The sequence below is a fragment of the Bacteroidota bacterium genome, assembly GCA_016183775.1.
GTDB lineage: Bacteria > Bacteroidota > Bacteroidia > JABDFU01 > JABDFU01 > JABDFU01.
This window is the reverse complement of record JACPDY010000023.1, coordinates 90,680-116,636: the sequence shown is the minus strand read 5'-3', so window position 1 is coordinate 116,636 and position 25,957 is coordinate 90,680. Positions and strand designations below refer to the sequence as shown.

The 25,957-nt window shown below is 40.3% G+C and carries 27 protein-coding genes; 7 read left to right on the top strand and 20 right to left on the bottom strand.

What is annotated here, in order from left to right; all coding sequences use genetic code 11:
• Positions 1-387 precede the first annotated feature (387 nt).
• Positions 388-1,209, bottom strand: a complete 822-nt coding sequence (locus HYU69_03500) for a tetratricopeptide repeat protein (protein MBI2269403.1) — start codon at positions 1,207-1,209, stop codon at positions 388-390.
• 5 nt (positions 1,210-1,214) lie between these two features.
• Entirely contained in the window at positions 1,215-1,526 is a 312-nt protein-coding gene (locus tag HYU69_03495; protein ID MBI2269402.1) for an integration host factor subunit beta, read from the bottom strand.
• A gap of 457 nt (positions 1,527-1,983) precedes the next feature.
• On the opposite strand from HYU69_03495, the gene HYU69_03490 reads away from it, so the two are divergent.
• Positions 1,984-3,966 (top strand): DNA primase, encoded by a 1,983-nt coding sequence (locus HYU69_03490; GenBank protein MBI2269401.1) that lies wholly within the window; start codon positions 1,984-1,986, stop codon positions 3,964-3,966.
• 61 nt (positions 3,967-4,027) lie between these two features.
• Here HYU69_03490 and HYU69_03485 read toward each other — a convergent pair whose 3' ends face one another.
• The 5 genes from HYU69_03485 to cyoE all read right to left on the bottom strand — a co-directional run bounded on the left by HYU69_03485 (position 4,028) and on the right by cyoE (position 7,666).
• Positions 4,028-4,633, bottom strand: a complete 606-nt coding sequence (locus tag HYU69_03485; GenBank protein ID MBI2269400.1) for an SCO family protein — start codon at positions 4,631-4,633, stop codon at positions 4,028-4,030.
• Positions 4,634-4,716: 83 nt separating this feature from the next.
• Positions 4,717-5,232, bottom strand: a complete 516-nt coding sequence (locus HYU69_03480) for a cytochrome C oxidase subunit IV family protein (GenBank protein MBI2269399.1) — start codon at positions 5,230-5,232, stop codon at positions 4,717-4,719.
• 119 nt (positions 5,233-5,351) lie between these two features.
• Positions 5,352-6,080 carry a cytochrome c oxidase subunit 3 gene (locus HYU69_03475; GenBank protein MBI2269398.1) on the bottom strand — a complete coding sequence of 243 codons (729 nt, stop codon included), beginning with the start codon at positions 6,078-6,080 and terminating at the stop codon, positions 5,352-5,354.
• A gap of 54 nt (positions 6,081-6,134) precedes the next feature.
• Positions 6,135-6,725, bottom strand: a complete 591-nt coding sequence (locus tag HYU69_03470) for a cytochrome c oxidase subunit 3 (GenBank protein MBI2269397.1) — start codon at positions 6,723-6,725, stop codon at positions 6,135-6,137.
• A gap of 83 nt (positions 6,726-6,808) precedes the next feature.
• A complete protein-coding gene (gene cyoE, locus HYU69_03465; protein MBI2269396.1) occupies positions 6,809-7,666 on the bottom strand; it encodes a protoheme IX farnesyltransferase in 858 nt (285 codons plus the stop codon).
• A gap of 255 nt (positions 7,667-7,921) precedes the next feature.
• Between cyoE and prfB the strand changes: the two genes are divergently transcribed.
• The 6 genes from prfB to HYU69_03435 all read left to right on the top strand — a co-directional run bounded on the left by prfB (position 7,922) and on the right by HYU69_03435 (position 12,088).
• Positions 7,922-9,014 (top strand): peptide chain release factor 2 gene (prfB, locus tag HYU69_03460; protein MBI2269395.1). Its coding sequence is split into 2 segments (ribosomal slippage): positions 7,922-7,972 and positions 7,974-9,014, totalling 1,092 coding nucleotides; the frame shifts between segments, so codons are not numbered across the junction.
• Positions 9,015-9,084: 70 nt separating this feature from the next.
• Positions 9,085-9,327 (top strand): addiction module protein, encoded by a 243-nt coding sequence (locus tag HYU69_03455; protein MBI2269394.1) that lies wholly within the window; start codon positions 9,085-9,087, stop codon positions 9,325-9,327.
• Complete coding sequence (locus HYU69_03450) at positions 9,324-9,623, top strand: type II toxin-antitoxin system RelE/ParE family toxin (protein ID MBI2269393.1); 300 nt, start codon at positions 9,324-9,326, stop codon at positions 9,621-9,623. The genes HYU69_03455 and HYU69_03450 overlap by 4 nt, the downstream gene beginning before the upstream one ends.
• Before the next feature lie 38 nt (positions 9,624-9,661).
• Positions 9,662-10,009, top strand: coding sequence for an arsenate reductase (glutaredoxin) (gene arsC, locus HYU69_03445; GenBank protein ID MBI2269392.1), 348 nt, complete (start codon positions 9,662-9,664; stop codon positions 10,007-10,009).
• 33 nt (positions 10,010-10,042) lie between these two features.
• Positions 10,043-11,455 (top strand): class II fumarate hydratase, encoded by a 1,413-nt coding sequence (fumC, locus tag HYU69_03440; protein ID MBI2269391.1) that lies wholly within the window; start codon positions 10,043-10,045, stop codon positions 11,453-11,455.
• A gap of 42 nt (positions 11,456-11,497) precedes the next feature.
• Positions 11,498-12,088, top strand: a complete 591-nt coding sequence (locus HYU69_03435; GenBank protein MBI2269390.1) for a hypothetical protein — start codon at positions 11,498-11,500, stop codon at positions 12,086-12,088.
• Between the two features lie 119 nt (positions 12,089-12,207).
• On the opposite strand, the gene HYU69_03430 is transcribed toward HYU69_03435, so the two are convergent.
• From HYU69_03430 to uvrC, 13 genes are all read right to left on the bottom strand, one after another.
• Positions 12,208-13,296 (bottom strand): mannose-1-phosphate guanylyltransferase, encoded by a 1,089-nt coding sequence (locus tag HYU69_03430; GenBank protein MBI2269389.1) that lies wholly within the window; start codon positions 13,294-13,296, stop codon positions 12,208-12,210.
• 153 nt (positions 13,297-13,449) lie between these two features.
• Entirely contained in the window at positions 13,450-14,727 is a 1,278-nt protein-coding gene (locus tag HYU69_03425) for an aminotransferase class I/II-fold pyridoxal phosphate-dependent enzyme (GenBank protein MBI2269388.1), read from the bottom strand.
• 176 nt (positions 14,728-14,903) lie between these two features.
• Positions 14,904-15,554 carry a SprT-like domain-containing protein gene (locus HYU69_03420; GenBank protein ID MBI2269387.1) on the bottom strand — a complete coding sequence of 217 codons (651 nt, stop codon included), beginning with the start codon at positions 15,552-15,554 and terminating at the stop codon, positions 14,904-14,906.
• Positions 15,555-15,704: 150 nt separating this feature from the next.
• Positions 15,705-17,450 carry a S41 family peptidase gene (locus tag HYU69_03415; GenBank protein MBI2269386.1) on the bottom strand — a complete coding sequence of 582 codons (1,746 nt, stop codon included), beginning with the start codon at positions 17,448-17,450 and terminating at the stop codon, positions 15,705-15,707.
• Between the two features lie 44 nt (positions 17,451-17,494).
• Positions 17,495-17,728 (bottom strand): membrane protein insertion efficiency factor YidD, encoded by a 234-nt coding sequence (yidD, locus tag HYU69_03410; GenBank protein ID MBI2269385.1) that lies wholly within the window; start codon positions 17,726-17,728, stop codon positions 17,495-17,497.
• Entirely contained in the window at positions 17,709-18,107 is a 399-nt protein-coding gene (locus HYU69_03405; GenBank protein MBI2269384.1) for a ribonuclease P protein component, read from the bottom strand. The genes yidD and HYU69_03405 overlap by 20 nt, the downstream gene beginning before the upstream one ends.
• A gap of 128 nt (positions 18,108-18,235) precedes the next feature.
• A complete protein-coding gene (locus tag HYU69_03400) occupies positions 18,236-19,249 on the bottom strand; it encodes a uroporphyrinogen-III synthase (protein ID MBI2269383.1) in 1,014 nt (337 codons plus the stop codon).
• A 35-nt stretch (positions 19,250-19,284) separates the two neighbouring features.
• Entirely contained in the window at positions 19,285-20,304 is a 1,020-nt protein-coding gene (locus HYU69_03395) for a DUF4271 domain-containing protein (protein ID MBI2269382.1), read from the bottom strand.
• Between the two features lie 38 nt (positions 20,305-20,342).
• Positions 20,343-21,272, bottom strand: coding sequence for a hypothetical protein (locus tag HYU69_03390; GenBank protein ID MBI2269381.1), 930 nt, complete (start codon positions 21,270-21,272; stop codon positions 20,343-20,345).
• Between the two features lie 13 nt (positions 21,273-21,285).
• Positions 21,286-21,831 (bottom strand): YceI family protein, encoded by a 546-nt coding sequence (locus HYU69_03385; protein MBI2269380.1) that lies wholly within the window; start codon positions 21,829-21,831, stop codon positions 21,286-21,288.
• Between the two features lie 217 nt (positions 21,832-22,048).
• A complete protein-coding gene (locus tag HYU69_03380) occupies positions 22,049-22,999 on the bottom strand; it encodes a tetratricopeptide repeat protein (protein MBI2269379.1) in 951 nt (316 codons plus the stop codon).
• Between the two features lie 282 nt (positions 23,000-23,281).
• Positions 23,282-23,938, bottom strand: a complete 657-nt coding sequence (locus tag HYU69_03375) for a T9SS type A sorting domain-containing protein (protein MBI2269378.1) — start codon at positions 23,936-23,938, stop codon at positions 23,282-23,284.
• A 70-nt stretch (positions 23,939-24,008) separates the two neighbouring features.
• A complete protein-coding gene (gene uvrC, locus HYU69_03370; GenBank protein MBI2269377.1) occupies positions 24,009-25,805 on the bottom strand; it encodes an excinuclease ABC subunit UvrC in 1,797 nt (598 codons plus the stop codon).
• Positions 25,806-25,957: the final 152 nt, after the last annotated feature.

Genomic DNA, 25,957 nt, shown 5'->3' with positions numbered 1-25,957 from the left:
GGTACCACAGAATAACCCAAGATAACAGATGGTTTTGTCAGAAATCCGTTACGATGTAACGGATGCAGCTTATAGTTACTTTACTATAAGTGATAGCAAAACAAAAAGCATGGTGCTAGCCCGGGGAAGTATAAACAGGTACAGGAAGACAGAGTGACTATATGAGCCCCGGGATGATTGATGCATATAAATCAATTATCCGGAGCTATAATCAGTTGTTTATTTCTTCTTGTGCCTGTTTTTTCTCAAACGTTTTTTGCGTTTGTGGGTTGCCATTTTATGGCGTTTTCTTTTTTTACCGCTTGGCATAATAAGTAAGTTTAAAGTTTAATGCTTGCCTGTCCGTCAGGCAGGTTTATAGTTTAGAGTTTGGTGTTGTACCTCGATCTAACTTTGTTTTAATTTGTTGATATAATTCTTTACTTCATTTTTAATGGTTGTGTCATCCACCAGACTTACATATTTTTCAAGTGTTGCAATTGCCTTTTGTTTATCACCTGTGCGTTCATAAGCATCTGCTAAAAAAAGATAAGCCTCCAGGTAATCGGGCTTTATTACAAGCACTTTATTAAAACGTTCAATTGCCTTTTCAAACTGACCCGATTTAACCGAGAAAAAGGCGAGATTCAGCTGTGCGTTAACATGGGTTGAATCTTTCGCGATCACTTCACGGAGAAGTCCTATTCCTTTCATCGGGTCGGAAGTGCCTTCAACGTAGCAGGCTCCAAGGTTTGTTTTGGCGTCAAGGTTACCAGGCTGTTCACTTAACGTTTTTTCAAAACACCGTATAGCATTTTGATAGAGCAGTTGGTGTTCATCTTTCTTCGCGAAACGAACTGCATTGTAATAGCGTTCACCTGCCTTGTTCCACCATTCCGGTTTGCTTTCAATCAGGGCTTTCTGTTCGGCATAATAAGCTGCTATGTCGGGACGTTTTAATTCATCCCAGGTTTTGATGAGCGAATCCGATAACATCAGTTTCTGCGGATTGGTTGCATGATCAAAAGCTTTTTTCCATTCACTTACACGGGCTTTAGGCTCACCTGTAAGGTTGTCAGAGGCTTCATCAACAATACTCACAAAACTTTCTCCTGTGTTGGCTTCGGCAACTTTAGTCTTATCAACCTTAGGGGACCGGGTATTAGCAAAAAGTAAAAGAACGAATAGGGTGAGGCTGCCTATAATGGCTATGATCTGGCCTCTGGACATAAATTTTATTGGTTATTGCCTTCAGTCGGTTTAACCGGCACGCTTTTCTTTACCTTTTCGGCAAAAGTTTTAGCGGGTTTAAACGACGGAATATAATGTGCGGGAATAATAATAGTTGTGTTTTTTGAAATATTACGACCGGTTTTTTCAGCACGTTTTTTTACAATAAAACTTCCGAATCCCCTGAGATAGATGTTCTTGCCTTCGCTCATGTGATTTTTCAGAACCTTCATGAATGATTCCACTGTAGCCTGAACAGCAACCTTCTCGATCCCTGTCTTTTCTGCTATTTCGTTTACTATATCTGCTTTGGTCATGTTTTAAACTATTTAAAATCAAACAATTGAAATTCACTTTAAGACTGCAAATATACTACATTGTTTTTGAATACATATAAAAAATATTTATTAATTGGCTGATTATGATGAATATAGCATAAATTTCGTAAAAAAGAGGTCGTACTATTGGAAATTTTAAAAAAAACGAGGGTGCCTTGGGAGCTTTGGATGCAATTACCTAGCTGAAATCCTGCCAGATCAAACTAATTTAGAGGCATACTACTGTAAATGAAGAGCTCCCGATTCCATATGGAGAACGAAACGGAAGCTGTTTTGAGAAGCGATAATTAGATATCCGGCTATAATTGTAGTGAAAACAGATGGCCGAAATTACTGAACGGTTGAAAAGTTTAAATAAGCGGCATACTTAATTTTAATAAATTAGTTCCCCCTAAAAAAAGCCTCTCCATTTCAGGCGGAAGGCCGGGTAAGGCAAATGATACCAAAAGACACTATAGATAAAATTTTTGACGCTGCCCGTATAGAGGAAGTGGTGGGTGATTTTGTTACCCTGAAAAAACGTGGAGCGAATTTGCTTGGGTTGTGTCCTTTTCACAACGAAAAAACCCCTTCATTCACTGTGTCCCCTGCCAAAGGCATTTATAAATGTTTTGGCTGCGGTAAAGCCGGCAACTCAGTAAACTTCATGATGGATCATGACCAAATGACCTATCCTGACGCGTTGCGCTACCTCGCCAGAAAATACAATATTGAGATTGAAGAAAAAGAGCAAACACCTGAGCAACTGCAAAGCCAGAACGAGCGCGAGAGTTTATTTGTAGTTTGCACACATGCGCAGAAATATTTTACAAATAATTTATTTAACACCGATGAAGGCCGCTCTGTCGGGCTGAGTTATTTTAAAGAACGTGGCTTTCGCGACGATGTCATTGAAAAATTTCAGTTGGGATATGCTCTTGAAGAGCGCAAAGCTTTTACCAAAGACGCATTGAGTAAAGGCTATAAGCTGGATTACCTGGTTAAAGCAGGACTGACAATTGATAAAACGCAGGAGAATCTGGAACCCGGAACCCGGAACCCGGAACTTGCCTTCGACCGTTTCGCCGGACGTGTTATTTTCCCTATCCACAATGTTACCGGCCGCCCCATTGCTTTTGGCGGACGTATACTGAAGACGGATAAAAAGTTAGCCAAGTACATTAACTCGCCTGAAACCGACATTTACCACAAGAGCAATGTGCTGTACGGTTTGTTCTTTGCCAAGAAATCCATTATAGCGGATGATAATTGTTACCTGGTAGAAGGATACACCGATGTTATTTCCATGCATCAGGCCGGAATTGAGAATGTGGTCGCTTCATCCGGCACTTCATTAACAGTAGAACAGATCAGGCAGATAAAACGCTATACGCAAAACATTACCATTCTTTACGATGGTGACAGTGCCGGTATAAAAGCTAGTTTCAGGGGTATTGATATGATCCTAGAGGAAGGAATGAATGTAAAGGTATTGTTGTTTCCGGACGGCGATGACCCCGATTCATTTTCCAAACGGGTGAGTTACCAGGAACTGAAAAAATTTATTGCTGATAACACCAAGGATTTTATCGCGTTTAAAACAATGATGCTTTATTCGGAAGTGTCAAGCGATCCGATAAAGAGGGCCAATCTTATTAAGGACATTGTTGAAAGTATCGCTGTTATTCCTGAAGCTATCCATCGTTCGGTATATATAAAAGAGTGCAGCCGTTTGATGGAGATGGACGAGCAGATGCTGTTGAATGAACTTAACAGAATAAGGAGAAAGCGTGTGTCGGATAAATACAGATCAGAAGACAGTCCTTCTGAAAATGTAACTTCTACTGAAGTGGTGACCGGAGTGCCGAAAGAATCCATCGATCCCAATGGAATTGAACAACAGGAAAGGAATATTATAAGAATATTGCTGAATTTTGGCGATAGAAATGTGATCGTAACAAATGAAGATGAAGACGGGGAGCCAGTTGAAACTTCGATAACTGCAGCCGAACTTATTTTGCATGAACTCGCTCAGGATAATATCCTGTTCAAAAACCAGGCTTACCAGTTCATCTATAGTAGTTATTCAGTGGGTATCACTAATGGGCAGCTTCCGAATATGAATTCATTTATAAACCAGGATGATGTTAATGTAAGTAAAACAGTCATCGACCTGGTGAGTAGTCCGTATACATTAGCAGAATGGAGCCGGCATAATATTCTGGTTGGAACTGAGGAAGAAAACTTAAAGGCGACTATTTATAAATATGTAAATACGCTTAAAGCTAAATACATTCAGCGTATGATAGATGAAAACCTTAAGCTGCTTAAGGATGCCGCTGATGAGAATGAGATAGTAATGTTTCAGCAAAAACAAAAGCAATTGGACGAAGCCAAATCCTATTTTAATAATTTATTGGGTAGGATAATTGTGAAGTAATTTTTTTTCTTTCTACACACCCCTTCTTTCACGCAATCATTCGCACCCCGGAACTTTGAACTCAAAAAGGAGACTTTACTTTTTTTGCCTTTTGTATAATGTAATCGGCCTGGAGTAATTTGATGTCGTCGATCAGTTTGTTTACATCCGGCATTGATGTGCCATCGTATATACCCCGAATGTGTTTTTCTTTATCAACCAATATCAGCTGTTCGCTATGCAGGAAACCGCCTTCGGCCTGCGCATCTTCGCCGGCAGGAAGTAAATAGCTTTTAATAGCCATATCGTAAAGAGATTGCTTGGTCCCGGTAACGAACGTCCATTTTTTAAGATCGGCATGAACGAGTTGCGCATATGCTTTAAGCACAGAAGCGCTGTCATGCTGAGGGTTTACTGTGTGCGACAAAATCAGAATGGAATCGTTATCTTTAAACTTGTCCTGCACAAGAGCCAGGTTGACCGCCATTTTCGGGCAGATACTCTGGCAGGTGGTAAAAAAGAAATCGGCTACATAAATGCAATCTTCATATTTTTTTTCGGTAACTGTATCGCCATCCTGATTAATGAATTTGAAGGGAGCGATGCTGTGGTAAACTGTATCTGTGACCTCTTTGTTGTTAACTGTTTTTGTTACAGCCTCACGCGAACCATAATAAGGCAGGTTTATGAAGTGATGCTTGCCTGTTGTTAAAAAAACATAAATGAGGGAAGGTAAAAGAAGTATTGCAATTAATATGAGATGCTGTTTCTTCACTTGTGTTCACCTTCTGCGCCGCCATGCTCCTTCATGCCTTCTTCATGGTGTTCTCCAGCAGCATCGTGATGGCCTCCGCCGCCTGGTCTTTTATGGTCGGTAGCCTGTTCAACCACATTATGATCCATATCTGTACGGTGAGGTTGTGAATATCCGCCCTCACCCACAGAAGCCATAACTGCAAGATATACTATGAACACGCAATAGGGCGCAAGTATCACCCATTTTAAGGATTTTTTTTCATCTCCAAGGTGCATAAATGAAAGAACAATGAAAGCTGCTTTGGCTATCGTAAAGAATACGAAAAATATTTTCAAGCCTGTGGTTGTTCCCCTTTGCTCATTTAATAAACCCCATGCTTCTGCTTTAAAACCTACGATCAATTCAAGTATAGTAATGCCGAACATAATCCAGAATACCTGCCATAATTTTTTGCGTTTGCCAACTCCGGCTTCTTCGCTGTGATGAGCCATCATTTCATAATTCGGATAATCATCGTGGAATTCGGACATATCTTTAAGTTTAGAGTTTAATATTCATATGTTTCAAGTTCTCGTTTATGTTTGCATTAGTTTGCAAACGGCGATTGGCAATTTGGAACACTCGTGCCCCGTCTCCTTTCCCTCGTCCCTTATAAAAGGTAAAAGAAAGTAAATACAAACACCCACACCAGATCCACAAAGTGCCAGTATAGTCCGACTTTCTCAACCATTTCATAGTGGCCGCGTTTTTCCATCACGCCTTTCACTACCATAATAAAGATCACAAGATTGATAATAACTCCGCTGAATACGTGGAACCCATGGAAGCCTGTAATAAAGAAGAAGAAATCACCGAACGCCGCAGGTCCGTATTCGTTAGTCACCAGGTTAGCGCCATAAAATATTTTATCTACAAATTTTCCGGCTTCGGGATCCCATACATTTCGCATTGCGCCATGGTTCGTTCCTACTATAAAATGATACCACTCCCAGGCCTGTGAACCAACGAACATCAAACCGCCAATGATGGTTAGAAATAACCAAATGATAACGCCTCTTTTATTGTTGCGATGACCGGCTTCAACCGCCAGTACCATAGTTACCGAACTCATGATAAGTATGAATGTCATCAAACCTACATAAGCCAATGGTATATGTTGTTCTACAAAAGGAAAATGAGTAAACACGTCACCCGGGATAGGCCATACATCAGGGTATTTATGGCGCATAAAGCCATACGCACATAATAAACCTCCAAAAGTCAGTGCATCAGAAACGAGAAAAAACCACATAAATAATTTTCCGTAGCTGGCTTTAAATGGAGAAACACCGCCTTGCCAGCCGTGCTCAACGTCATTCCCGGTAATTTCGTGTGACATAAAAACTGTTGTTAGTTAACTGTTATTAGTTGACGGTTAAAATCTCATGCAATTTTAACGAATTAAATACAAAAATAGAAATAAATATATCCAAAGTGCATCTAAAAAGTGCCAATAAATGGCACAAAGTTGTATCCCGAGGTAATCTTTTGAGCTGTATTTTCCGGCTAAAGCCTTAAAATTAACCACTATTACCGCTATTATCCCGCCAAACAAATGCAGCAGGTGCATAAAAGTGATCATGTAAAAAAAAGAACCTGATGCGTTACTTTCGCGTCCGGCAAAATAAACTTTTTGTTCAACAAGATTCTTCCATCCAAGGTATTGTGATGCAGCAAAAGCAATACCCAGCAGCAAGGTGAGCAACATAGCTGATTTAATATTTTTCAGGTTGTCATCTTTCGCCGCCGTAACTGCCCAATTCATAGTGATACTGCTTACAATAATGATGGCGGTACTGATAAAAAACATGGGAGGAATGGTAAAGTCGAGCCAATCGCCCTTTTCATGCCGCACCACGTAAGCACTGGTAAAGCCGCCAAAAAGCATTACCATACCTACAATACCCAGCCACAAAAGATTTTTAGCAGCCTTTCGCCGGGCCTGGCGCATTTCTTCATCTATTTCTATTCGTGTTGCGTCCATATTTGGTTTCAGGTTCAGGTTTCGGGTTTCGGGTTTCGGGTTTCGGGTTGGGTTTTACTTGAAACCTGCAACCTGAAACCATTTTATTTGCCTATCATTATCGCCAGCTGCACAACCGGCAAATAAACGAATGAGCCAAACATCAGGTTCTGCGCGTATTTTACAGTTAACTGGTTAAATACTTTTTGTGCCTGGTAAATAAATAACAATCCGCAGGCGGTAATAATGGTTAATGATACCGGCCCTATCATGCCGAAGAAATAGGGTGTAAGGCTTATTGGCAATAAAAATAAAGTATAGATCAGTATCTGGAAAGCGCTGGCTTTATCACGTCCGCCGGGCGATGGAAGCATTTTAAATCCCGCTTTTTTGTAGTCATCATCCAATACCCAGGCAATGGACCAGAAGTGCGGGAACTGCCAGATGAACTGGATGAAAAATAAAATCCATGCATGAAAAGTAAAGCTGCCTGTACCTTCTGTTGCAGCAACACAGCCAAGTAACGGGGGTATTGCTCCGGGGAACGCCCCTACAAAAACAGCGAACGGAGTTTTGCTCTTTAATGGTGTGTAAAATATCGTATATAATACAAGAGCTAGTATACCCAACAGGCCGCTTAAAAGGTTGATGAATAAAAACAAAATAGATGCACCGGAAATTCCAAACACTGAAGCTACCAGAATGGCTTCATTCACACTCATCCGGTTTTGCGGTAACGGCCTGTTTGCAGTACGCGTCATTAATTTGTCGGTATCGCGCTCAATAATCTGGTTGAATCCGTTTGAGGAGGCTGTGATCAAAAAGCCTCCCAAAACAAGCCAAAGGAGACGTATCCAATCTACTGAGGATGCAACGGTGATGTATGAAATAGCAGCTGAGAATACAACAAGGCTTGACAACCGGAGCTTGGCAAACTGAACATAATCAGCCATTTTGCTCATAGCAGGGACTTCTTTTTCGAGGGAATATACTTTATCTGCAGACACGGTTCGGAATTGGCGTACAATTTTACCAATTATTCAGCAAAATCCGGTCGATTTATTTCAGAAATTCTGAACAAAGTCCTCATCTCCGCCTGTGCTAAAATGGTTGTGCTGACAGGTCTGTCTGATACTCCTCTTATAACTATCGGTAAGAGAAGGACAATTAAAGTGAAAAACAGGTTGTTCAATTCTATTTTTCATTACTTTCGCCATATGATAACACTTGACCACATTAAAGATCTGAAACAACGTACTGAAGCGTTGGGGAGGCATCTTTGACATACCAGGGAAACTGGAAGAAATACGCGAAGAAGAGGTAAAAACACTCAACCCTAAGTTTTGGGATGATCCTAAAAAGGCAGAGGACATCCTGAAAGTCATACGCTCGAAAAAAATATGGACAGATGGGTTTAAGAGCATCAGCAAAAATGTTGATGACCTTGAACTGCTATTTGATTATTACAAATCGGGCGATGCTACCGAAAAGGAAATAGAAACCCAGTTTGGCATTACTCTTAAACAACTTGAAGAGCTTGAGTTTAAGAATATGCTAAGCGGTAAGGAAGACAGGTTGAATGCCGTATTGCAGATTAATTCAGGCGCCGGCGGTACCGAGAGTTGTGACTGGGCGAGCATGCTGATGCGTATGTATATTATGTGGGGCGAGAAAAACGGTTTTAAAGTAAAAGAAGTTGACAGGCAAAATGGTGATATGGCAGGTATTAAATCTGTTGTGCTGGAATTTGAAGGTGATTTTGCATACGGTTATCTGAAAGGGGAGAATGGGGTGCATCGCTTAGTTCGGATTTCTCCATTTGACGCGAATGCCAAGCGTCATACCTCATTTGCATCGGTATATGTTTACCCGTTGGTGAATGACGAAATAAATATTGAAGTTAAAGACGCAGACATTGAATGGCAAACATCCCGCTCGGGGGGTGCCGGCGGACAAAATGTAAACAAGGTGGAAACCAAGGTGCAGTTAACGCACAAGCCTTCGGGTATAGTTGTGGTATGCCAGGTAGAGCGTTCGCAAAGTGGAAATAAAGAGCGTGCGATGACCATGCTTAAATCGCAGTTGTTTGAAATTGAAATGCGCAAACGCAACGAAGCTCGTGCGGCGGTTGAAGCCGGCAAGAAAAAAATAGAGTGGGGGTCGCAGATACGTAACTATGTGTTACATCCATATAAATTAGTAAAAGATATACGCACGGATCATGAAACATCGAATGCGCAGGATGTACTGGATGGTGACCTGAATGATTTTATTAAAGCGTATTTGATGGAGTACGGGAGTAGTAATTGAAATTGACTAACCGGCCTTGAATAATATTGGTTAAAAAGCTGTAAATTTGATAATAGTAAAAAGTAATAACATGACCGCAGTAAAAATCCGTGAAAAAGTACACAGTATTATAGATAATGCTGATGAACGTATTTTAAAAGTAGTATATGCTATGCTGAAGGAATATGAAAAAGTAGAAGCAGAGCCATCGCTGTTAACTGAAGAACAAAAAGATGAAGTTGATCGTAGATGGGAAAATCACAAAAGCGGTAAGAGTAAAAGCTATACGATAGACGAAGTAAATAAGCATGTTAAAGCTCGTCTTAAAAAGTGAAGTGCAAAGTAGAAGTAAAAGAAGAGGCTCGTCGGGATATATCTGAAGCAGCGGAGTGGTATGAGCGGCAGCAAGCAGGACTTGGCCAGCGCTTCAGGGAGAATGTGATTAACTATCTTGAATACCTAAGTATATCTCCCTTAAATCATCAGCGCAAATACAAAGAAAATGGGGAAGTATTGATTAAAAAATTCCCGTATGTGGTTGTTTACAGAGTAGTCGATCATAATTTAGTTGTCATTTTATCTATTGCGCACTGTAAGCAGAGGCTTTCTAAAAAGAGGGAAAGAAAGTAAATGTAATTCCGGATTCGATCAGCTATTTCAATCAGCCTATGGCCAAACTAATCATCTATCACAACCCCCGCTGCAGTATAAGCCGTGAAGCCTGCAGCATAATTGATACAAAGGGCATTCCTTTTGAAATAATAGAATATTTAATTGCTCCATTGAATGAAAGGGAAATAAAAGTCTTGCTGAAAAAACTTGGGATGAAAGCGGAAGAGATAGTTCGCAAAAAGGAAGACCTGTATAAAACAAAATATAAGAACAAAAAATTGAGTGAAACAGAGTGGGTAAAAGTGCTGACAAAAAATCCTGTTTTAATTGAGCGCCCTATTATTGTGAAAGGTGATAAAGCTGTCATAGGCCGGCCGCCTGAAAACGTCAATTCATTAATTTAATACCTTTATTCATTAAGAACAATTTATTTGATCATGACAACAACAACCACAGCAAATTTCCGTATCGAAAAAGATACAATGGGCGAAGTAAAAGTGCCCGCCGATAAATATTGGGGCGCACAAACCGAACGGTCACGCAATAACTTTAAGATTGGTCCCGAGGCGTCTATGCCTAAGGAGATCATTTATGCATTCGCCTATTTGAAAAAGGCAGCAGCTATGGCTAACTGTGAGCTTGGTGTTTTGCCTGCGGAGAAAAAAGACATGATCGGAAAAGTGTGTGATGAAATAATTACAGGTAAGCTGGATGACCAATTTCCATTAGTGATCTGGCAAACAGGTTCAGGTACACAGTCAAATATGAATGCGAATGAAGTGATCGCGTATCGTGCACATGTGTTGAGTGGCGGCAAACTTACCGATGAGAAAAAAGTATTGCATCCCAATGATGATGTAAATAAATCGCAATCATCGAATGATACATATCCTACTGCTATGCACATCGCTTCTTATAAATTAGTTAGTGAGGTTACTATAAGGGGCATGGAAAAATTGCGCGATACACTTGCGAAAAAATCGGGAGAATTTAAAAGTATCGTAAAAATCGGACGCACGCATTTTATGGATGCTACTCCGCTCACATTAGGACAGGAATTTTCAGGATACGCGCAGCAGATCACAAACAGTATCCGTGCAATAAAAAATGCGTTGGAAGTTGTGTGTGAGCTGGCCCTGGGGGGTACAGCTGTGGGCACAGGGCTGAACACGCCTAAAGGCTATGATGTGTTGGTCGCAAAAAAGATCGCAGAGTTGACCGGTTACCCATTCGTTACAGCGCCAAATAAATTTGAAGCATTGGCGGCGCATGATGCTATGGTTGAACTTTCGGGCGCGCTAAAACGTTCGGCAGTAGCTTTAATGAAGATAGCAAATGATATACGTATGCTTAGCTCGGGCCCTCGCTGTGGTATTGGGGAAATTGTCATACCCGATAATGAGCCCGGTTCTTCCATTATGCCCGGAAAGGTAAATCCTACGCAGCCCGAAGCGCTAACAATGGTTTGCGCGCAGGTCATGGGTAATGATGTGGCTGTTTCAATAGGCGGTGCTACCGGACATTTTGAATTAAATGTGTTTAAGCCATTGATAGCCGCTAATGTTTTACAATCGGCCCGGCTGATAGGAGATGCCTGTGTTTCTTTCAATGATAATTGCGCGATAGGTATTGTGCCGAATAATGAAGTAATCAGGCGGCACCTTGAAGAATCATTGATGCTGGTAACGGCCCTTAATCCACATATTGGCTATGAAAATGCCGCAAAGATCGCCAAGAAGGCTCATAAGGAAGGAACTTCACTTCGCAAAGCCGCCATCGGTCTTGGTTTGCTGACAGATGAACAATTTACTCAATGGGTAAAACCGGAAACAATGGTAGGCTCAATGTAGCCCTGACTCAACTCTCTGAAATGAGTGCACTAATTGATCGGAATGGCAGTTAACCGGAAATATTTAATTCTTTACACAAGCCTGGCCTGCCTGTTGTCAATATCGGCTATTGCCCAAAAAAATAAGCGCTCTGAAGAGCCTGAATGGAAACAGGATACCATCATCGGTAATAATGTTTTCAGAAAACACAATAATTGGTTGAGTGCGGGAGGAGGTGTGGCGAAGAACAGTAAACTTGCAAATGCCCAGTTTGCGGGAGGGGTTGACTATAATTTCCATATCACGAAAGAATATTTTCAGTTAGGTTTGTTTCTCTCGGGTGACGAATTCGGGAATTATAATAATTACCAGTTTCATCTTTGTTATGGAAAAAGAACAGAAAGCATGAGTATAAATTTTTCTTACTTCGGTGGTCTTTCTACCTCTGTGCTTTTTGAATATACCGGAAGTAAGCCGAAAGATAAACCTGTAAGTGATATTGGTTTATATGCCAACGTACAGTTGATAAAAAAGATAAAATTTGATGTCGGAATCGGAGGGAGTTTATTCGCTGATATAAATTTTCATCAATCAATTATCGGCGCAAAGATCGACGTGTATTTTTCGGGAGCGTACAAGGGGAAAGTGGAGTAGAATTGGTATTCGGTGATCGGTAATCAGTTATCGGTAAAAAAGGTAATCAGTTGAACAATCTCACCGAATACCGATTACTGATTACCGAATACTAAGGGGGTTTATGGAAGTTAATTTGGTCATACGAATTTATCTCCCTTACTTACTTTAACATCATTCACAAAAACGCGTATTTGCTGTTCGTCTTCCTTTCGGCATATCAGCAGGATGGTATCTGATTCAACCACAATGTATCCATCGAGGCCCTGTAATACCACTAATTTATCTTTCGGAACATTCACAATGCAGTTTTTTGTATCATACAACATCACTTGTTTACCAACAACGGCATTCGTGTTATTATCGTGCTTTATATGTTCATACAGAGAACCCCAGGTGCCGAGATCGGACCAGCCAATATCTGAAACACGTACATAGACATTCGCCGCTTTTTCCATAACCGCATAATCAATGGATATATTTTTACAGTTGATATATGCACGTTTAATAAAATCTGTTTCAGTGTTTGTGAAGTAGCTTGATCTTCCTTCGGCAAATGTCGCTGCCACTTCAGGTGAATGGTTTTCAAAAGCGGATATAATGCTTTTAACACTCCAGACAAATATGCCGGAGTTCCATAAGAAGTCGCCGCTTTGAAGCAACGATCTGGCCATCTCCAGGTCTGGTTTTTCAGTGAACGTTTTAACTTTTTTAATGTGATGGTCCTGTTCTTTTATTTCCGGATCTTTAAATTGTATGTATCCATATCCCGTATCAGGTCGGGTAGGGGTAATGCCCAATGTCATCAGGCAATCATTCGCCGCCGCTTTTTTATAGCAGGAATTAATGGCTTCAACAAAAGCGTTCTCGTTCAGGATCAGATGATCGGACGGCGCTACTACGGTCACAGCCTTCGGGTTTTTCTGCGCTATTTTATAACTGGCATAAGCAATGCATGGCGCTGTATTTTTCCTGGACGGTTCCGGTAAAATATTTTCAGGTAATATACCCGGCAGTTGTTCGGTCACCAGGCTCATGTAATCAGTATTTGTAACAATAAAAATATTTTCTTTGGGACAAATGCGGAGAAACCTGTCGTATGTCTGCTGCAGGAGTGTTTTGCCGGTTCCCAGTATATCGATGAATTGCTTGGGATGATTGGTCCGGCTCATTGGCCAAAACCGGCTCCCCACGCCACCCGCCATTATTATACAATAATGATTATTCATGTGTATATATTTTTTAGCTTTAAAGGTCACAGGGAATACACCATATTCATTTTCGGTTGGTATGCCGAAGGTATATGGCTATTTCATAACTAAATTGTTGAATTGCTGAATTGTAGGATTGTTGACTTAGGGTATTACCAAGTCAACAACGTATCAATTTTTCAATTTCTTTAACGCTAATCTTAAATTTTCAATAATAACTTCCACTTCCTCTAACTTACAGGTGCCAACTGATAGTCGATACCAGGACGAATCGTCAGCTGATCCGAACGCGTAAAATGGAACCAGTGCAACTTTTGCTTCATCTAAAATATAGCTGGTAACATCTTTGGTTGAGGCAAGTATTTGTCCATTTTCTGTTTTTTGTCCGTGCAGAGCAAACTGAACTGTTAAATATAATGCTGCCTGCGGGGCAACTGCATTCACTTTAAATCCTTCTTTTTTAAGGTCCTGAAATCCTTTATAGAAACCAGCCAGCCGATCATTAAGTTGTTTACGGATATTATGCAGGAAGTTTTCGTACTGTTTAAGATCACTAAGGTATTTTCCGGTTGCAACCTGTTCCGCTTTTGGCGCCCATGCACCAATGTGTGTCAAAATGGATTTCATTTTGTCCATGATCTTTTTAGGACCCATGGACCAGCCCACGCGAACACCTGTGGCCGAAAGTGATTTGGAGATGCCATCAACATAAACGGTGTAATCCTTCATCTCAGGGCGCAATGAAACAGGATCGTAATGCTTTGTTTCACCGTAAGTGAGTTCCCAATAGATCTGATCGTACATTATGTAAAGCGGCCTGGCATCATTTCCCCTGCGATGATTCTCAGCCAACACCATGTCGCATATTTCTTCAAGTGCTTCCTTTGTAAATACAGTTCCTGTAGGATTTAACGGAGAGCACAAGGCGATCAGCGCAGCTTTTTGAATATGCGGCTTTAACTCCGCCGCAGTAGGCATAAAATTATTCTCAAGTTTTGTTTCTACCTCTATAGCTTTAGCCCCATTCAGATAAGTATAATGATTGTTGTTCCAGGAAGGGACGGGAAAAATGACAGTATCATCGGCATCAACAAGAGTCCTGAAAAGGGCGTAAATAACCGGACGGGCTCCACCGGCAATCACGATCTGGTCAGGTTTGTAATCAAGTCCGCCCCTTATCTTAAGGAGATTTGATACGGCCTGGCGAAGATCTGGCATCCCCTCAGCCACCGGATAATTTGTTTCATCGTTGGTATAGGCTGCTATGATCTCTTTTTTAAGTTCGGCAGGGATGGGGAATAGTTTGGAGTTAAAATCACCAATGGTGAGGTTATATATTTTTTCACCGGCTTTTATTTTTGCATTTATCTCCGCGGCAATTTTTATGATCTCAGAGCCGACAATATTTTCAGCCAACTTCGATACTTTAAAGTCATTCTTCTCTGTCATTACACTTGAACTCATTTTTTAGTTTTTTAAACAGTTAATAATTTATCTGAAATATTTTTTTAGCCTTCGTGCCCTCATCGACCAATTACAAACTAACCCGAATGTTTGGTTATATTGAGCTTGTCAAACGAGGTGCTAATTTAATAAAAGATAACGGTGTGGGGCGGGTTTTGAGGTTATTTAATATAACCTGTTTGACTTATTGAGCTTTCTGCTGAATATACTTCCGCCATCGCATTGAATAAATAGTCGCGTTTTGTGCGTAATTCCCTGCATAAAAAGCGGGTTCTGCGTTTTTCACCCTTAATAAAATAGCGATCAGTAGAGGTCTTAAAAACAGCGTTGATAGATAGTTGTTCAAGTAATATCACATCGGGCTTGTTGTCATGTTTTTTAAGGGCGCGCATTAAATGGGCGTCCGAGCAACTGGAGGCCGCCGGGTTTTGCATATACCGTGTGAGCGCATGCAATACATCTGAAGGAAAAATGGTTTCTGACATGAAAGGCCGCATGAGTAGTTTAAACTCCTGTTTCCATTCGGGTCCATGTGGCTTTACTGCATTTTTATACTTGTTCCAATTAACAAGATGAGCTATTTCGTGCACAAGTGTTATTAAAAATGCGTACCTGTTGAGGTCGTGATTAATCGTGATGCGGTGATTTAAACTTTTAATTGGCTGCCTGTAATCGCCATACTTGGTAGCGCGCCCCCGTTTGATCTTCAGCTTAAAATCAAACTGTACGATCCATTGAGCAATGGGGTATACGGCCTGTTCAGGAATATATTTTTTTAGAATAGATGAGTTGCGTTCTAACTGTGACAACATTTGCGGATTACGAATGAAGGCAAATTTACGAAATCGAAGATTTACGCCCCCAACTATTTTGAATAAATAAATTGTGAGTCATTACAAATACTTTCCGGGTGAGATATAGATAAGTATTTGTAATTCGGCAAATGCATAATCCGCAGCAATTTAATTTTGGCCGGTAGTTTTCTCTTTCTCTTTTTCTTTAAATTTTTCGAAGTGAAAGGGATGTTTAGGTTTTTCCACTGTAGTAAGTATTGTTTTATATTTTGCAGAATCATTCAATACGTTAATGGCTTCGCTTACCTCACGGTCACTTTTAAGAGAAGCTTCCAGACGGCCTTTTTGATAGTAGTAACGTGAAGCGATCTCCTCTTCCAGTAATTGTTTTATCTCGTCTTTGTGTTTTTTCAGGTCTTCTTGTTTACTATGGATCAATTTGTTTTTCAGCGCTTCATACTCAGCTTTAGCGGCCTCATAATTTTTTTCTTCTTCAGCGCTTTTCTTTAAATCATCCATTAGCTTTTCGCTTTTGGTTGTATAATCATATTCCTTATCATTTAAGAATGCAACAAAATCAGCATATTCAACATCGGTTAATTTAAGATCGGTCGCTTTCGAAATAGCCGGATGAGCAATGCGGTATTTGGTTGCGTAATCAAAGACGTGTGATTTTGAAAGTAAACTTCCGGCGATATTTGAATATCTTTCAGGCTCAAGAGCGATATCGGGTGCAATGCCGGCTCCATCATATACAATGCGGCCATTCTTAACTGTTTTAAAAGCGGTGATCAATGAATCCGGAACTTTGTCAACGCTGCCATCTTCGTTTTTATGAGTATAGTCAAGCGCTTGTATGCAGCGTCCGCTGGGTATGTAATATTTTGCGACAGTAACTTTTAATTGGGCGTTATAGCTCAGCGGGCGGGTTTGCTGAACAAGTCCTTTGCCAAAACTTTTCTGCCCGATGATCACCGCCCTGTCCAGATCCTGCAATGCGCCCGATACAATTTCGGATGCCGATGCCGATCCGCGGTTAATTAACACAGCCATGGGTGTTTCGGTGTCGACAGGAGGGTTAACAGCTTTGTGTACTTTATCCCACTCTTTAATTTTTCCTTTTGTGCTTACAATATCGTTCCCTTTGTCGACAAACAGGCTCACAATATCAACGGCTTCTTTGAGTAAACCGCCGGGATTTCCGCGCAGGTCAAATACAAGGAACTTGAATTTGGGATTTTTCTTGAGTTCGGTCAACGCGTCTTTTACTTCATTGGCAGCATTTTCAGTAAACCCGCTTAGTTTAATGTACCCGATGTTTTCGTGCAGCATTCCGGAATAGGAAACGCTTTTTACTTTGATCTCTTCCCGGATAACTGTTTTCTCAATGGGTTTCTTCTCTCCTTCACGTTCAAGGATGATCTTGGCTGGCGTGCTGGGTGTGCCTTTGAGCAATTTGCTTACTTCATCTGTTTTCTTTCCTTTTGTTGATATCCCATTCACTTCAATGATCACATCACCTGCACGCAAGTCGGATTTCTGAGCAGGGTATCCTTCGTATGGTTCGGCCACCATTATTTTTTCACCATGCATACGTATAAGTGCACCAATGCCCCCATACTGACCGGTGGTCATGTATCTGTAGTCTTCAATGTCCGATTCGGGAATGTAATTAGTGTATGGATCAAGGGATTCCAGCATCTGGTCAATGCCTTTTTTCATCAGGTCCCCGGGATTCGTTTCGTCAACATAATACATATTGAGTTCACGGAATAAGGTGGCAAAAATATCAAGGTTCTTCGACACCTCGAAATAATTGTCGACAAAGCTGTATGAAATGATGCCATATCCTGCCAATGCTATTATCAGCAGCCACAACTTTGCTTTTTTGAAAATGTTTTTTAGCGTACCCATAGATTTTAAATTTACAATTCTTAACTCTTCATTTATAATTCCTCTTAAGGTACAGGGTCATGTCCATGTCCACCCCAGGGATGGCAGGACAAAAACCGCTTTAAGGTTAAATACCCGCCTTTAAAAGGTCCGTATTTTTTTATCGCTTCCACACCATACTGTGAGCAGGTTGGAGTGTACCTGCAGGACGGCATCAAGTAAGGCGAAATGGCACCCTGATATACTCTTATCATGCCAACAAAAACCATGCTCAAAAATTTATTTAACAGTACTCCCATCTCCTCTCTCTCTGATCAAACGATCAATAATCGTGTTTATTTTAGTATCAATGACCGCCTGGCTCACAGGTTCTTTGGCAATATAAACCAGCATTAGTATTATCGATCTGCTTTGCTCTTTCAAATTGTCATACAGCCTGCTCTTATTCTTTCTATAGGCTTCACGTGCCCGTCGTTTTAACTTATTCCGGTCTACCGCGCGCCTGAAATTTTTTTTAGGGACAGCGAATGCGATCTGTGCGGGATGCCCCGTATTTAAAGAAAATTCAAGCCATGTGATACGAAATGGATCTGTTGTAAAAGAACGCCCGCTTTTAAAAAGTTTTTCAATTAACGTTTTGCTGCCAAGCCTTTCAGCCTTTTTAAAAGTGTATGTCATTAATGCTGTTGCAGAACTAAAGTTAGTAATAATTCATCAGAGCCAATGCTGAAATGTTACGAGTGGATTGGAAAGTTTATAAGCGGTTTGTGTGGATGAGAAGTCTTGCAGGAAATTGAGGTGAAATATTATTTCCTTTTTTTTGCTTTTTTAGATCCGGAAGACTTTCCGGCTTTCCTGGATTTTACAGGCTTTGCCGCCTTTTTAGATGTCTTTAGTTTCTTCGGGGTTACTTTTTTTGCAACCTTTTTTAGTTTTATACCTTTTGAGATCTTTTTTTCCTTCACCGGTTTTATGGTTTTATTGATCTTCAGAGGTTTCTCAACTGTAATGACCTTTTTAGCCCTTATGCTTACTACGGGATGGTCATGAACAGGTTGTACCGGTGGAACTACAATGGTCTCGTTGGGGTTCTTAATGTAATTCTCAAGCGCCATGGTCATAGATGGGGCCTGGGGAGTAGGGGCGTAAATGTTAAGCTTTAAGTGCGCATCTTCAACAGCCTTGGCCGTGGCCGGACCGAATGCGGCGATCCTGGTTTGATTTTGTTTGAATCCCGGAAAATTTTTAAACAAAGATTTGATCCCGGAAGGACTGAAAAAAACCAGTACATCATAATTCACATTTTTCAGATCCTGCAGGTTGCTTGAAACTGTTTTGAACATGACAGCTTTTGTATACCTGATATTCTGAGTATCTAAAAAATCAGATATTTCATCTTTGTGAATATCAGAGCAGGGTAATAAATAATTTTCTTCGCGATGTTTTTTTATCACTTCTGCCAGGTCATGAAAAGTTTGTTTGCCGTTAAAAATTTTACGTTTTCTGTATTGCACATACTTTTGCAGGTAATAAGCCGTTGACTCGGAGATACAAAAATACTTCATGCTTTCAGGAACGCTGATGCGCATTTCCTGGCAAATACGGAAATAATGGTCGGCAGCACTACGACTGGTTAAAATAACCGCAGTATGATCAAGAATACTTATGCGGTCCTTGCGAAAGTCTTTGGCTTCAATGCCTTCGATGTGGATAAAAGGCCGAAAATCAACCTTGATATTATATTTTTGGGCCAGATCGAAATAGGGCGATTTCTCCGTTTCGGGCTTAGGTTGGGATACCAGAATACTTTTAACTTTCATCTGTATAGATTTTAGTTACAAAGCCCGCCCTGCCTTCATAATCTATTCATGATCATTTTAAAAATCACAACAAAGGGCAAAAACTCAAGGGTGCAAAGGTACGCAAAAAAATACAATTTAGAAACCTTTCCTTCCCCGCTGCTAATACTAAATGTTCTCAGAATTCGGTATAAATATATGGAAATCAATATAATGTAGCTTATTGGGATTAGTATTGACTTGGAAGTGGTATTAAAATATTCCATAAAAATCACTATGGGTACCAGCGCTATTCCGCTGATATTGTTCATTAGAAATATATTATAAACGAAGTCGGCCACCTGCTCCGCTTTGCCAAAGAACATGATCCCAAGCAAACGTACAGCTATTAGTTTTAGCAACAAAAACAGTACGACAGCTGTTACTATTTTTGTAAAGAAAATAAAAGGAGTTGGCGTTAATGGAAAAATCAAATACCAGGCATTGATCTGGTAAATAAATACGGAAAGTGTAAGAATAAATAGCGTAACCATTGCAACAGATAAGCTGTTGATCATGGCATATTCTTCGCGAACCACCTGGTAAAACTCCCGTATATTAAAAAAAGCTTTTCCTATACGCGAAAATCTGTTGCTATGAGAATTCCTGGCCCAAACAATAATTAATAAAGAGAATAGTATGACTGAAGGCACCCAGTACTCACGATTTTGAAGATGTATCTTATCGCTTTCCTGATCCGGCTTTAGCAAATGTCCTCTAAAAACCGATACATTGTTGAATTGTTGTGTTGATGGTAATGAATCATTTTTAAGACCGAACGTATGTGATGTGGATTGTTGATTTGTTAATTGTTGACTTGCAGGTGGGTTCTTCTCTTGCTTTGATGTACTTTCTGTTTTTTCCCTGCTTTCCTTTTTCTTTTTTTCTTTTTTCTTTTTTTTACCTGAAGTTGTGTCGGGAGTTGCTGTGGCCGCGGTTTCTTTTTCCTGAGCAGGCGGTGTCTCTTCATTTATATCAAAGAGACGGTTTTTAAGGGAATCTACTTGTTGGGGAAGAAAAGAAATTATATACAGCATGCAGCTGCAAAGTTAAGGGAAAAACAGAAAACCTGTTTTTAAAAATTGAACACCCTGGAAATATTGAACCCGAATTTATAACCACCCTTGCTCCAGCTGTCGGTAGTGTTGGGAATGTAATCGTTTTCAATTATACCAAGGGCATTGGTGAAGTTAAGGTGAAATACATGCCCGCCGGTTTCAATTTCAATGCCGATTGCCAATGGGTCGTAGTAAGCCGTTTGAGGATTGTTTGTGCGATAGTCGGAAAAAATATGGTAATAATCAACCAACAGCGCCATGCGCTTTGTTATCTTGAGTCGTGCGGCGGCACCTATAGCGAAAAGATCATTGCTCTCCTCTTTACCGTTATCCGTATTAATAAGCGCTTTAACAAAGTTACGATGCTGATATGTTGGTAACAATTCGAATGAAAAAGACCGGCTGAATTTCCGGGCGATGATAAGCTGACTCACATAAGAAAAGCGATGTGCTGCTTTTTCGGTAATATTTATTGTACCGGAATATAAGGCAGCCTTATCCACAGGAGTAAAAGCAGCATTCTCATACAGTGCGACCGAAACCGGAATTTTATTATCAGCAGTTTGTTCTATAAAGCGCCATTTAAAGGTGCCGTCAATATTTTCCTGGCGCTTGCTGCGGGCTATCCCAACAGTTATTTTGTCGGTGATCCCGTAATCAAATGATATGCGGACATCCGAAATCGCGTCGAATCCGTATAATGTATGGAATCCTCCTCCTCCTTTGGCGCCTATGTTTCCAAAGCGGTGTGTGACACGGAAATCAAGGCAACGTTTTTTAACTGTTTCTGTAGATTGCGCGTTGATCACTTTAGTTGTTTTGAACGTGGCAAAGACTTTTTCGCGTGCTGCAGGCTTTGAAACCGAATCAAGCATGCTTAACAGATCAGGTTGTGCAAACGAAAATGAGCTTATACAGGTAAAAAGTAGCAGAATTTTTTCTCTCATCGGAAAGGATAAATTATTTTTTAAATGGTTCGAGTGCGGCATTCACTTTAACTTCTATATCTTCCGCAATATTTTTTACCACAACACTTGGAATTTTAATGTTGTAGTCAGCAATATGAATCACGAATTTTGATTCGATCATTACTTGTTGTCCTTTAACAGTTACAGTGCCCTCTATATTTTTATCCTTTTCCACCCCATGCATATTCAGCCTGCCCGTAACTGTGACTTTAGTGACGCCGTCTTTGGTATAATCAACTTTTTCATTGATTTTTCCTTTGTAAACCGCATCCGGATATGTATCACTTTCAAGGTAATTCTCGTTAAAATGTTCCTGCATTAAAGGTTTTTCGAATTGAAAGCCCCTTATGTTGATTTTAACCTGTACGTCGCCGGTTGCGGCATTTAAAATAGGTTTGGCTGCTTTGTTAACGGCTTCAATATTTTCCATCGGGGCCGCTGAAAAGAAGTGTATTTCACAATCTTTTGCCAGGTAAATTTGAGCATTTGCCATTGTTGCAAAAGCCAAAACCGGGAGAGAGAAAATAAAATTTCGCATATTTATATTTTATTGGTTCAGTAAAACAAGGCAACAACTATGCCTTAGTTCTGACAAACATACAGGATTTTGTAGTAAGGACAAAAAAGGGAGAGTTATGGCTAAAAAAAGGTTTTTCCCTTCGCACTAGCTACCAGTTGGCAAAAAGTAATTGGCAGTTTGCAATCCGCTTTCTTTTTCTTCCCTTGCCCCTCGTCTCCTTCACTCGTCCCCTTCTTTACTGCACCCTTATATTGCAATATTTTTCGATCAGGTCATTTGCCATAGCATTCCCCATCCCATCGGCGGCTATCAGGTCGGCACAGGAACTTTTTTTGTCGCCTGAAGCAAATTTTACAGCTGCACGGTTTATGTAGGCCTGTGAATAGTTTTGTTTCAGCTTAATGGCTTTATCGAGGTCCTCAAGGGCACCTTTGTAATCTTTTAAACCGCTTTTAGCGGTTCCCCGAAAATTGTAGATCATTGGATTATAGGGGTCCAATTCAAGCGCTTTGTTGCAATCTTCAATTGCACCTTTGCTGTCGCGTGAATTTATTTTGGCAGCAGCTCTGTTGGTGTATAATTCGGGGTCCTTATTGTTGATCTCAATGGCTTTATCAAAATCGTGCATGGCACCTTTGTAATCCTGTATCTCAAATCGCGTAATGCCGCGGAATTTAAGCAGGTTAAAATTTTTCGGATCAATTTGCTCGGCTTTATTAAAATCTACCATTGCCAGTTGATAATCACCGATTCCGTGACGTGCTTTTCCCCTGTAAATAAAGGCATCGAGGTAATTAGGATTCACCTCAAGTGCTGCGGTGAAGTCATGGATGGCATCCGGATTTTTTCTCATTTTACTTTTAATGATGCCTCTCTGAACCAGGGCATCAACATTCTTTTCATTGAACCCAACTGCTTTATCCAAATCAGAAATAGCGGCTTTAATATTTCCATTGGCAGCTTCTATGACTCCACGTTTGGTAAAGGCTTCGGAATAATCAGGTTTTATTTTTATCGCTTGAGCGAGATCTTCAAGTGCACTTTTATTTTCGCCAAGACTGTATTTTGCATTGCCTTTACCTAACCATGCCGCCGCTAATTCCGTATTTATTTTAGCGGCTTTGGTATAAAGTTTTATAGCCTCCTTATAGTTTCCGAGACTATCCTGCATGTGAGCCTTCTTCATGAGTTCCTCGGTCTCGGTTGTTTGTGCAGAACAGATGCTGAAGCAGATCAGGTTAAAGAAAAGGAATATGGAATACCTTCGGTATAAAGCGAAATCCATTTTCAAAAAACCGGTCAATATGAATTTTCCTGATAACATTGTATGAAAAGGCTGCAAGACTTAAAACGGGAAATGACTTTGCAAAGTTACAAATATCTGCTGTAAAGCGCTGAAAATCACTAAAAGAGAGGAAATAATGCGGTCAGGAGTTGAGAATAAAGCACAAAGTGTGAAAAATCGAGATTAATAGGCAACCACCCTTTTGGCAACTTTTTCCGTACTGTTGGAGATAGATATGATATAAGCTGATTTTCCATAACTCACAAGGTCAATTTCCCTGTTATAGCGACCTGCAAAAGCAGTAAGTGTTTCTTTATATATTTCCTGGCCCAGTGCATTCGCTATTTCAATTGTATAACTATCTTCTTTGTCCTTTGTAGTTTTAAAATCAAGGATATAATTTCCGCTGGTAGGATTGCGCAACAGAACCATATTGCCGAGTGATGGAAATAAAACACTTGGAATATCAGAGTATGTGTGTTTTCCCTCAAAGTCGGTTAATCTTAAACGGTAATAGGAAACACCTGATAGCGGCGCATAGTCAATTGTTTCATAGTTAAGGGTTGCGGAACTTTTAACACTTCCATTCACCCGTTTGATCGCCTCAAAATTTTCGAAGTCGGCGCTGCGCTCAAGGGTGAAATAGCTATTGTCGACCACATTCAGGGTTGCCCAATTAAGAAGTACATGATCAGATGCCGGCTTGGCTGTAAAAAAAAGTAAGCCGGGATTAATGTTGGGAATACCCAGTGCAGGTGGGAAACCAGTATCCTGCTTTACTTGTGGAAAGAGATTGAATGCGGTAATTGAAAGAGTAATACAGAGTAATAATTTCTTCATGAATAACAGTTTAAGCCACACCATTTTATCACCACAACTAATATAACACAAGAATCAACAGGAGGCCACTTTATTTGTAATAATTTTTTATTAACTGTGCTTTTCCCTTCCCAATTGCTTTTGAAATGTCAGTCAGATCCGCTTCTTTAACCCCTTTAACCGATTTGAATATTTTGAGCAGCTTGCCGGCGGTTTTATCGCTTATGCCGGGTATTTGAGTGAGTTCTGTTTTAATTGTACCCTTTGAGCGGCGCTTGCGGTGGTGTGTGATTCCGAAGCGATGAGCCTCATCACGAATATGTTGTATGATCTTTAATGTCTCGGATTTTTTGTCGAGATACATTGGAATTGAGTCGCCGGGATAATAGAGTTCTTCCAGTTTTTTAGCAATTCCTATGATGCCGACTTGTCCCATTAAACCAAGTTTTTCAAGACTATTTACAGCCGAACTGAGTTGTCCCTTACCGCCATCAATAACTATTAACTGTGGGAGAGGCTGCTTTTCATCGATAAGCCTTTTGTAGCGCCTGTAGATCACTTCTTCCATTGATGCGAAATCATCGGGACCTTCAACTGTTTTAATGTTAAAGTGCCTGTAATCTTTTTTACTGGGTTTAGCCTCCCTGAAAACGGTCATTGCCGCGACTGGGTATGCACCCTGTATGTTGGAATTGTCAAAGCATTCTATTACGTGCGGTTCTTCTTTCAGCCGGAGGTCTTTCATCATCTGCTGCATGATTCGTTTCGTGTGGCGCTCGGGGTCCACTAATAGTTCCTGGCGTTCTTTTTCTTTACGGTAGTAATGTGCATTGCGTTCAGAAAGTTCCAGTAACTGACGTTTATCACCGCGTTGAGGCATGGTATATTCTATACCGTCAAATTTCAGTTCCGGCGCAAACGGTACAATAATCTCTTTCGAATCGCTTTTGAAGCGTAAGCGTAATTCAGCTATAGCCAAAGTAAGAAGTTCTTCAGGACTTTCATCCAGTTTCTTTTTCAGCTCAAGCGTATGACCCTGTATGATGGCTCCATTCATCACTTTCAGGTAGTTTACATAGCCATGGCCTTCATCAGTAACTATGGAAAATACGTCAACATCTTCAATGGTCGGACTTACAACAGTTGATTTGCTTTGGTATTTTTCGAGCAGGTCAGTTTTTTCTTTTATAAGTTGAGCTTTTTCAAATTCAAGATTTTCGGCGTAGGTATTCATCAGCGTTTTCATTTGTTTTACAGCGGCTGAAATATTTCCTTTTAAAATAGTTTTTATTTGCGCAATATTGTTGTTGTACTCTTCTTCGCTCTGCAGATCTTCACAGGGTCCTTTGCAATTTCCTATGTGATATTCCAGGCAAATCTTGAACTTCTTCTTCCTGATATTTTCTTCCGTTAAATTAAGGCTGCAATTCCGCAAAGGATAAAGTTTGTGAATAAGTTCGAGTACAGTGTTCATCATTTTTACCGAAGCGTAGGGGCCAAAATAGTCAGAGCCGTCTTTTGTGAGTGTACGGGTTGAGAATACGCGGGGAAAGCGTTCGTTTTTTATACATATCCACGGATATGTTTTGTCGTCCTTCAGCATTACGTTATAGCGCGGCTGATGTTTTTTTATCAGGCTGTTTTCAAGCAAAAGAGCATCCAGTTCTGTGCTGACAATAATGAAATTGATGTCGCTGATCTTTTTAATCAGCACCGTAGTTTTGTTGTTCTCGTGCTGGTCACGGTTAAAATAAGAGGATACTCGTTTTTTCAGGTTTTTGGCTTTGCCTATATATAATAATTTTCCTTCCTCATCATAATATTGATAAATGCCCGGCTTGTCAGGTAGTGATTGAAGAATGGATTGTATTCGGTCACTTTTATTCATTGAGATGTAAAGTTACTAAAGGTTCTCATTTCAGAATATTTGATCATATTGATTTCCTTATTCTAACTGATTTTCAGCCATTTTAACTGTCAAAAAAATAATATATTTGTGAGATATGTTATAAGGGTAGTAGTTATTTTTTTTAACGCATA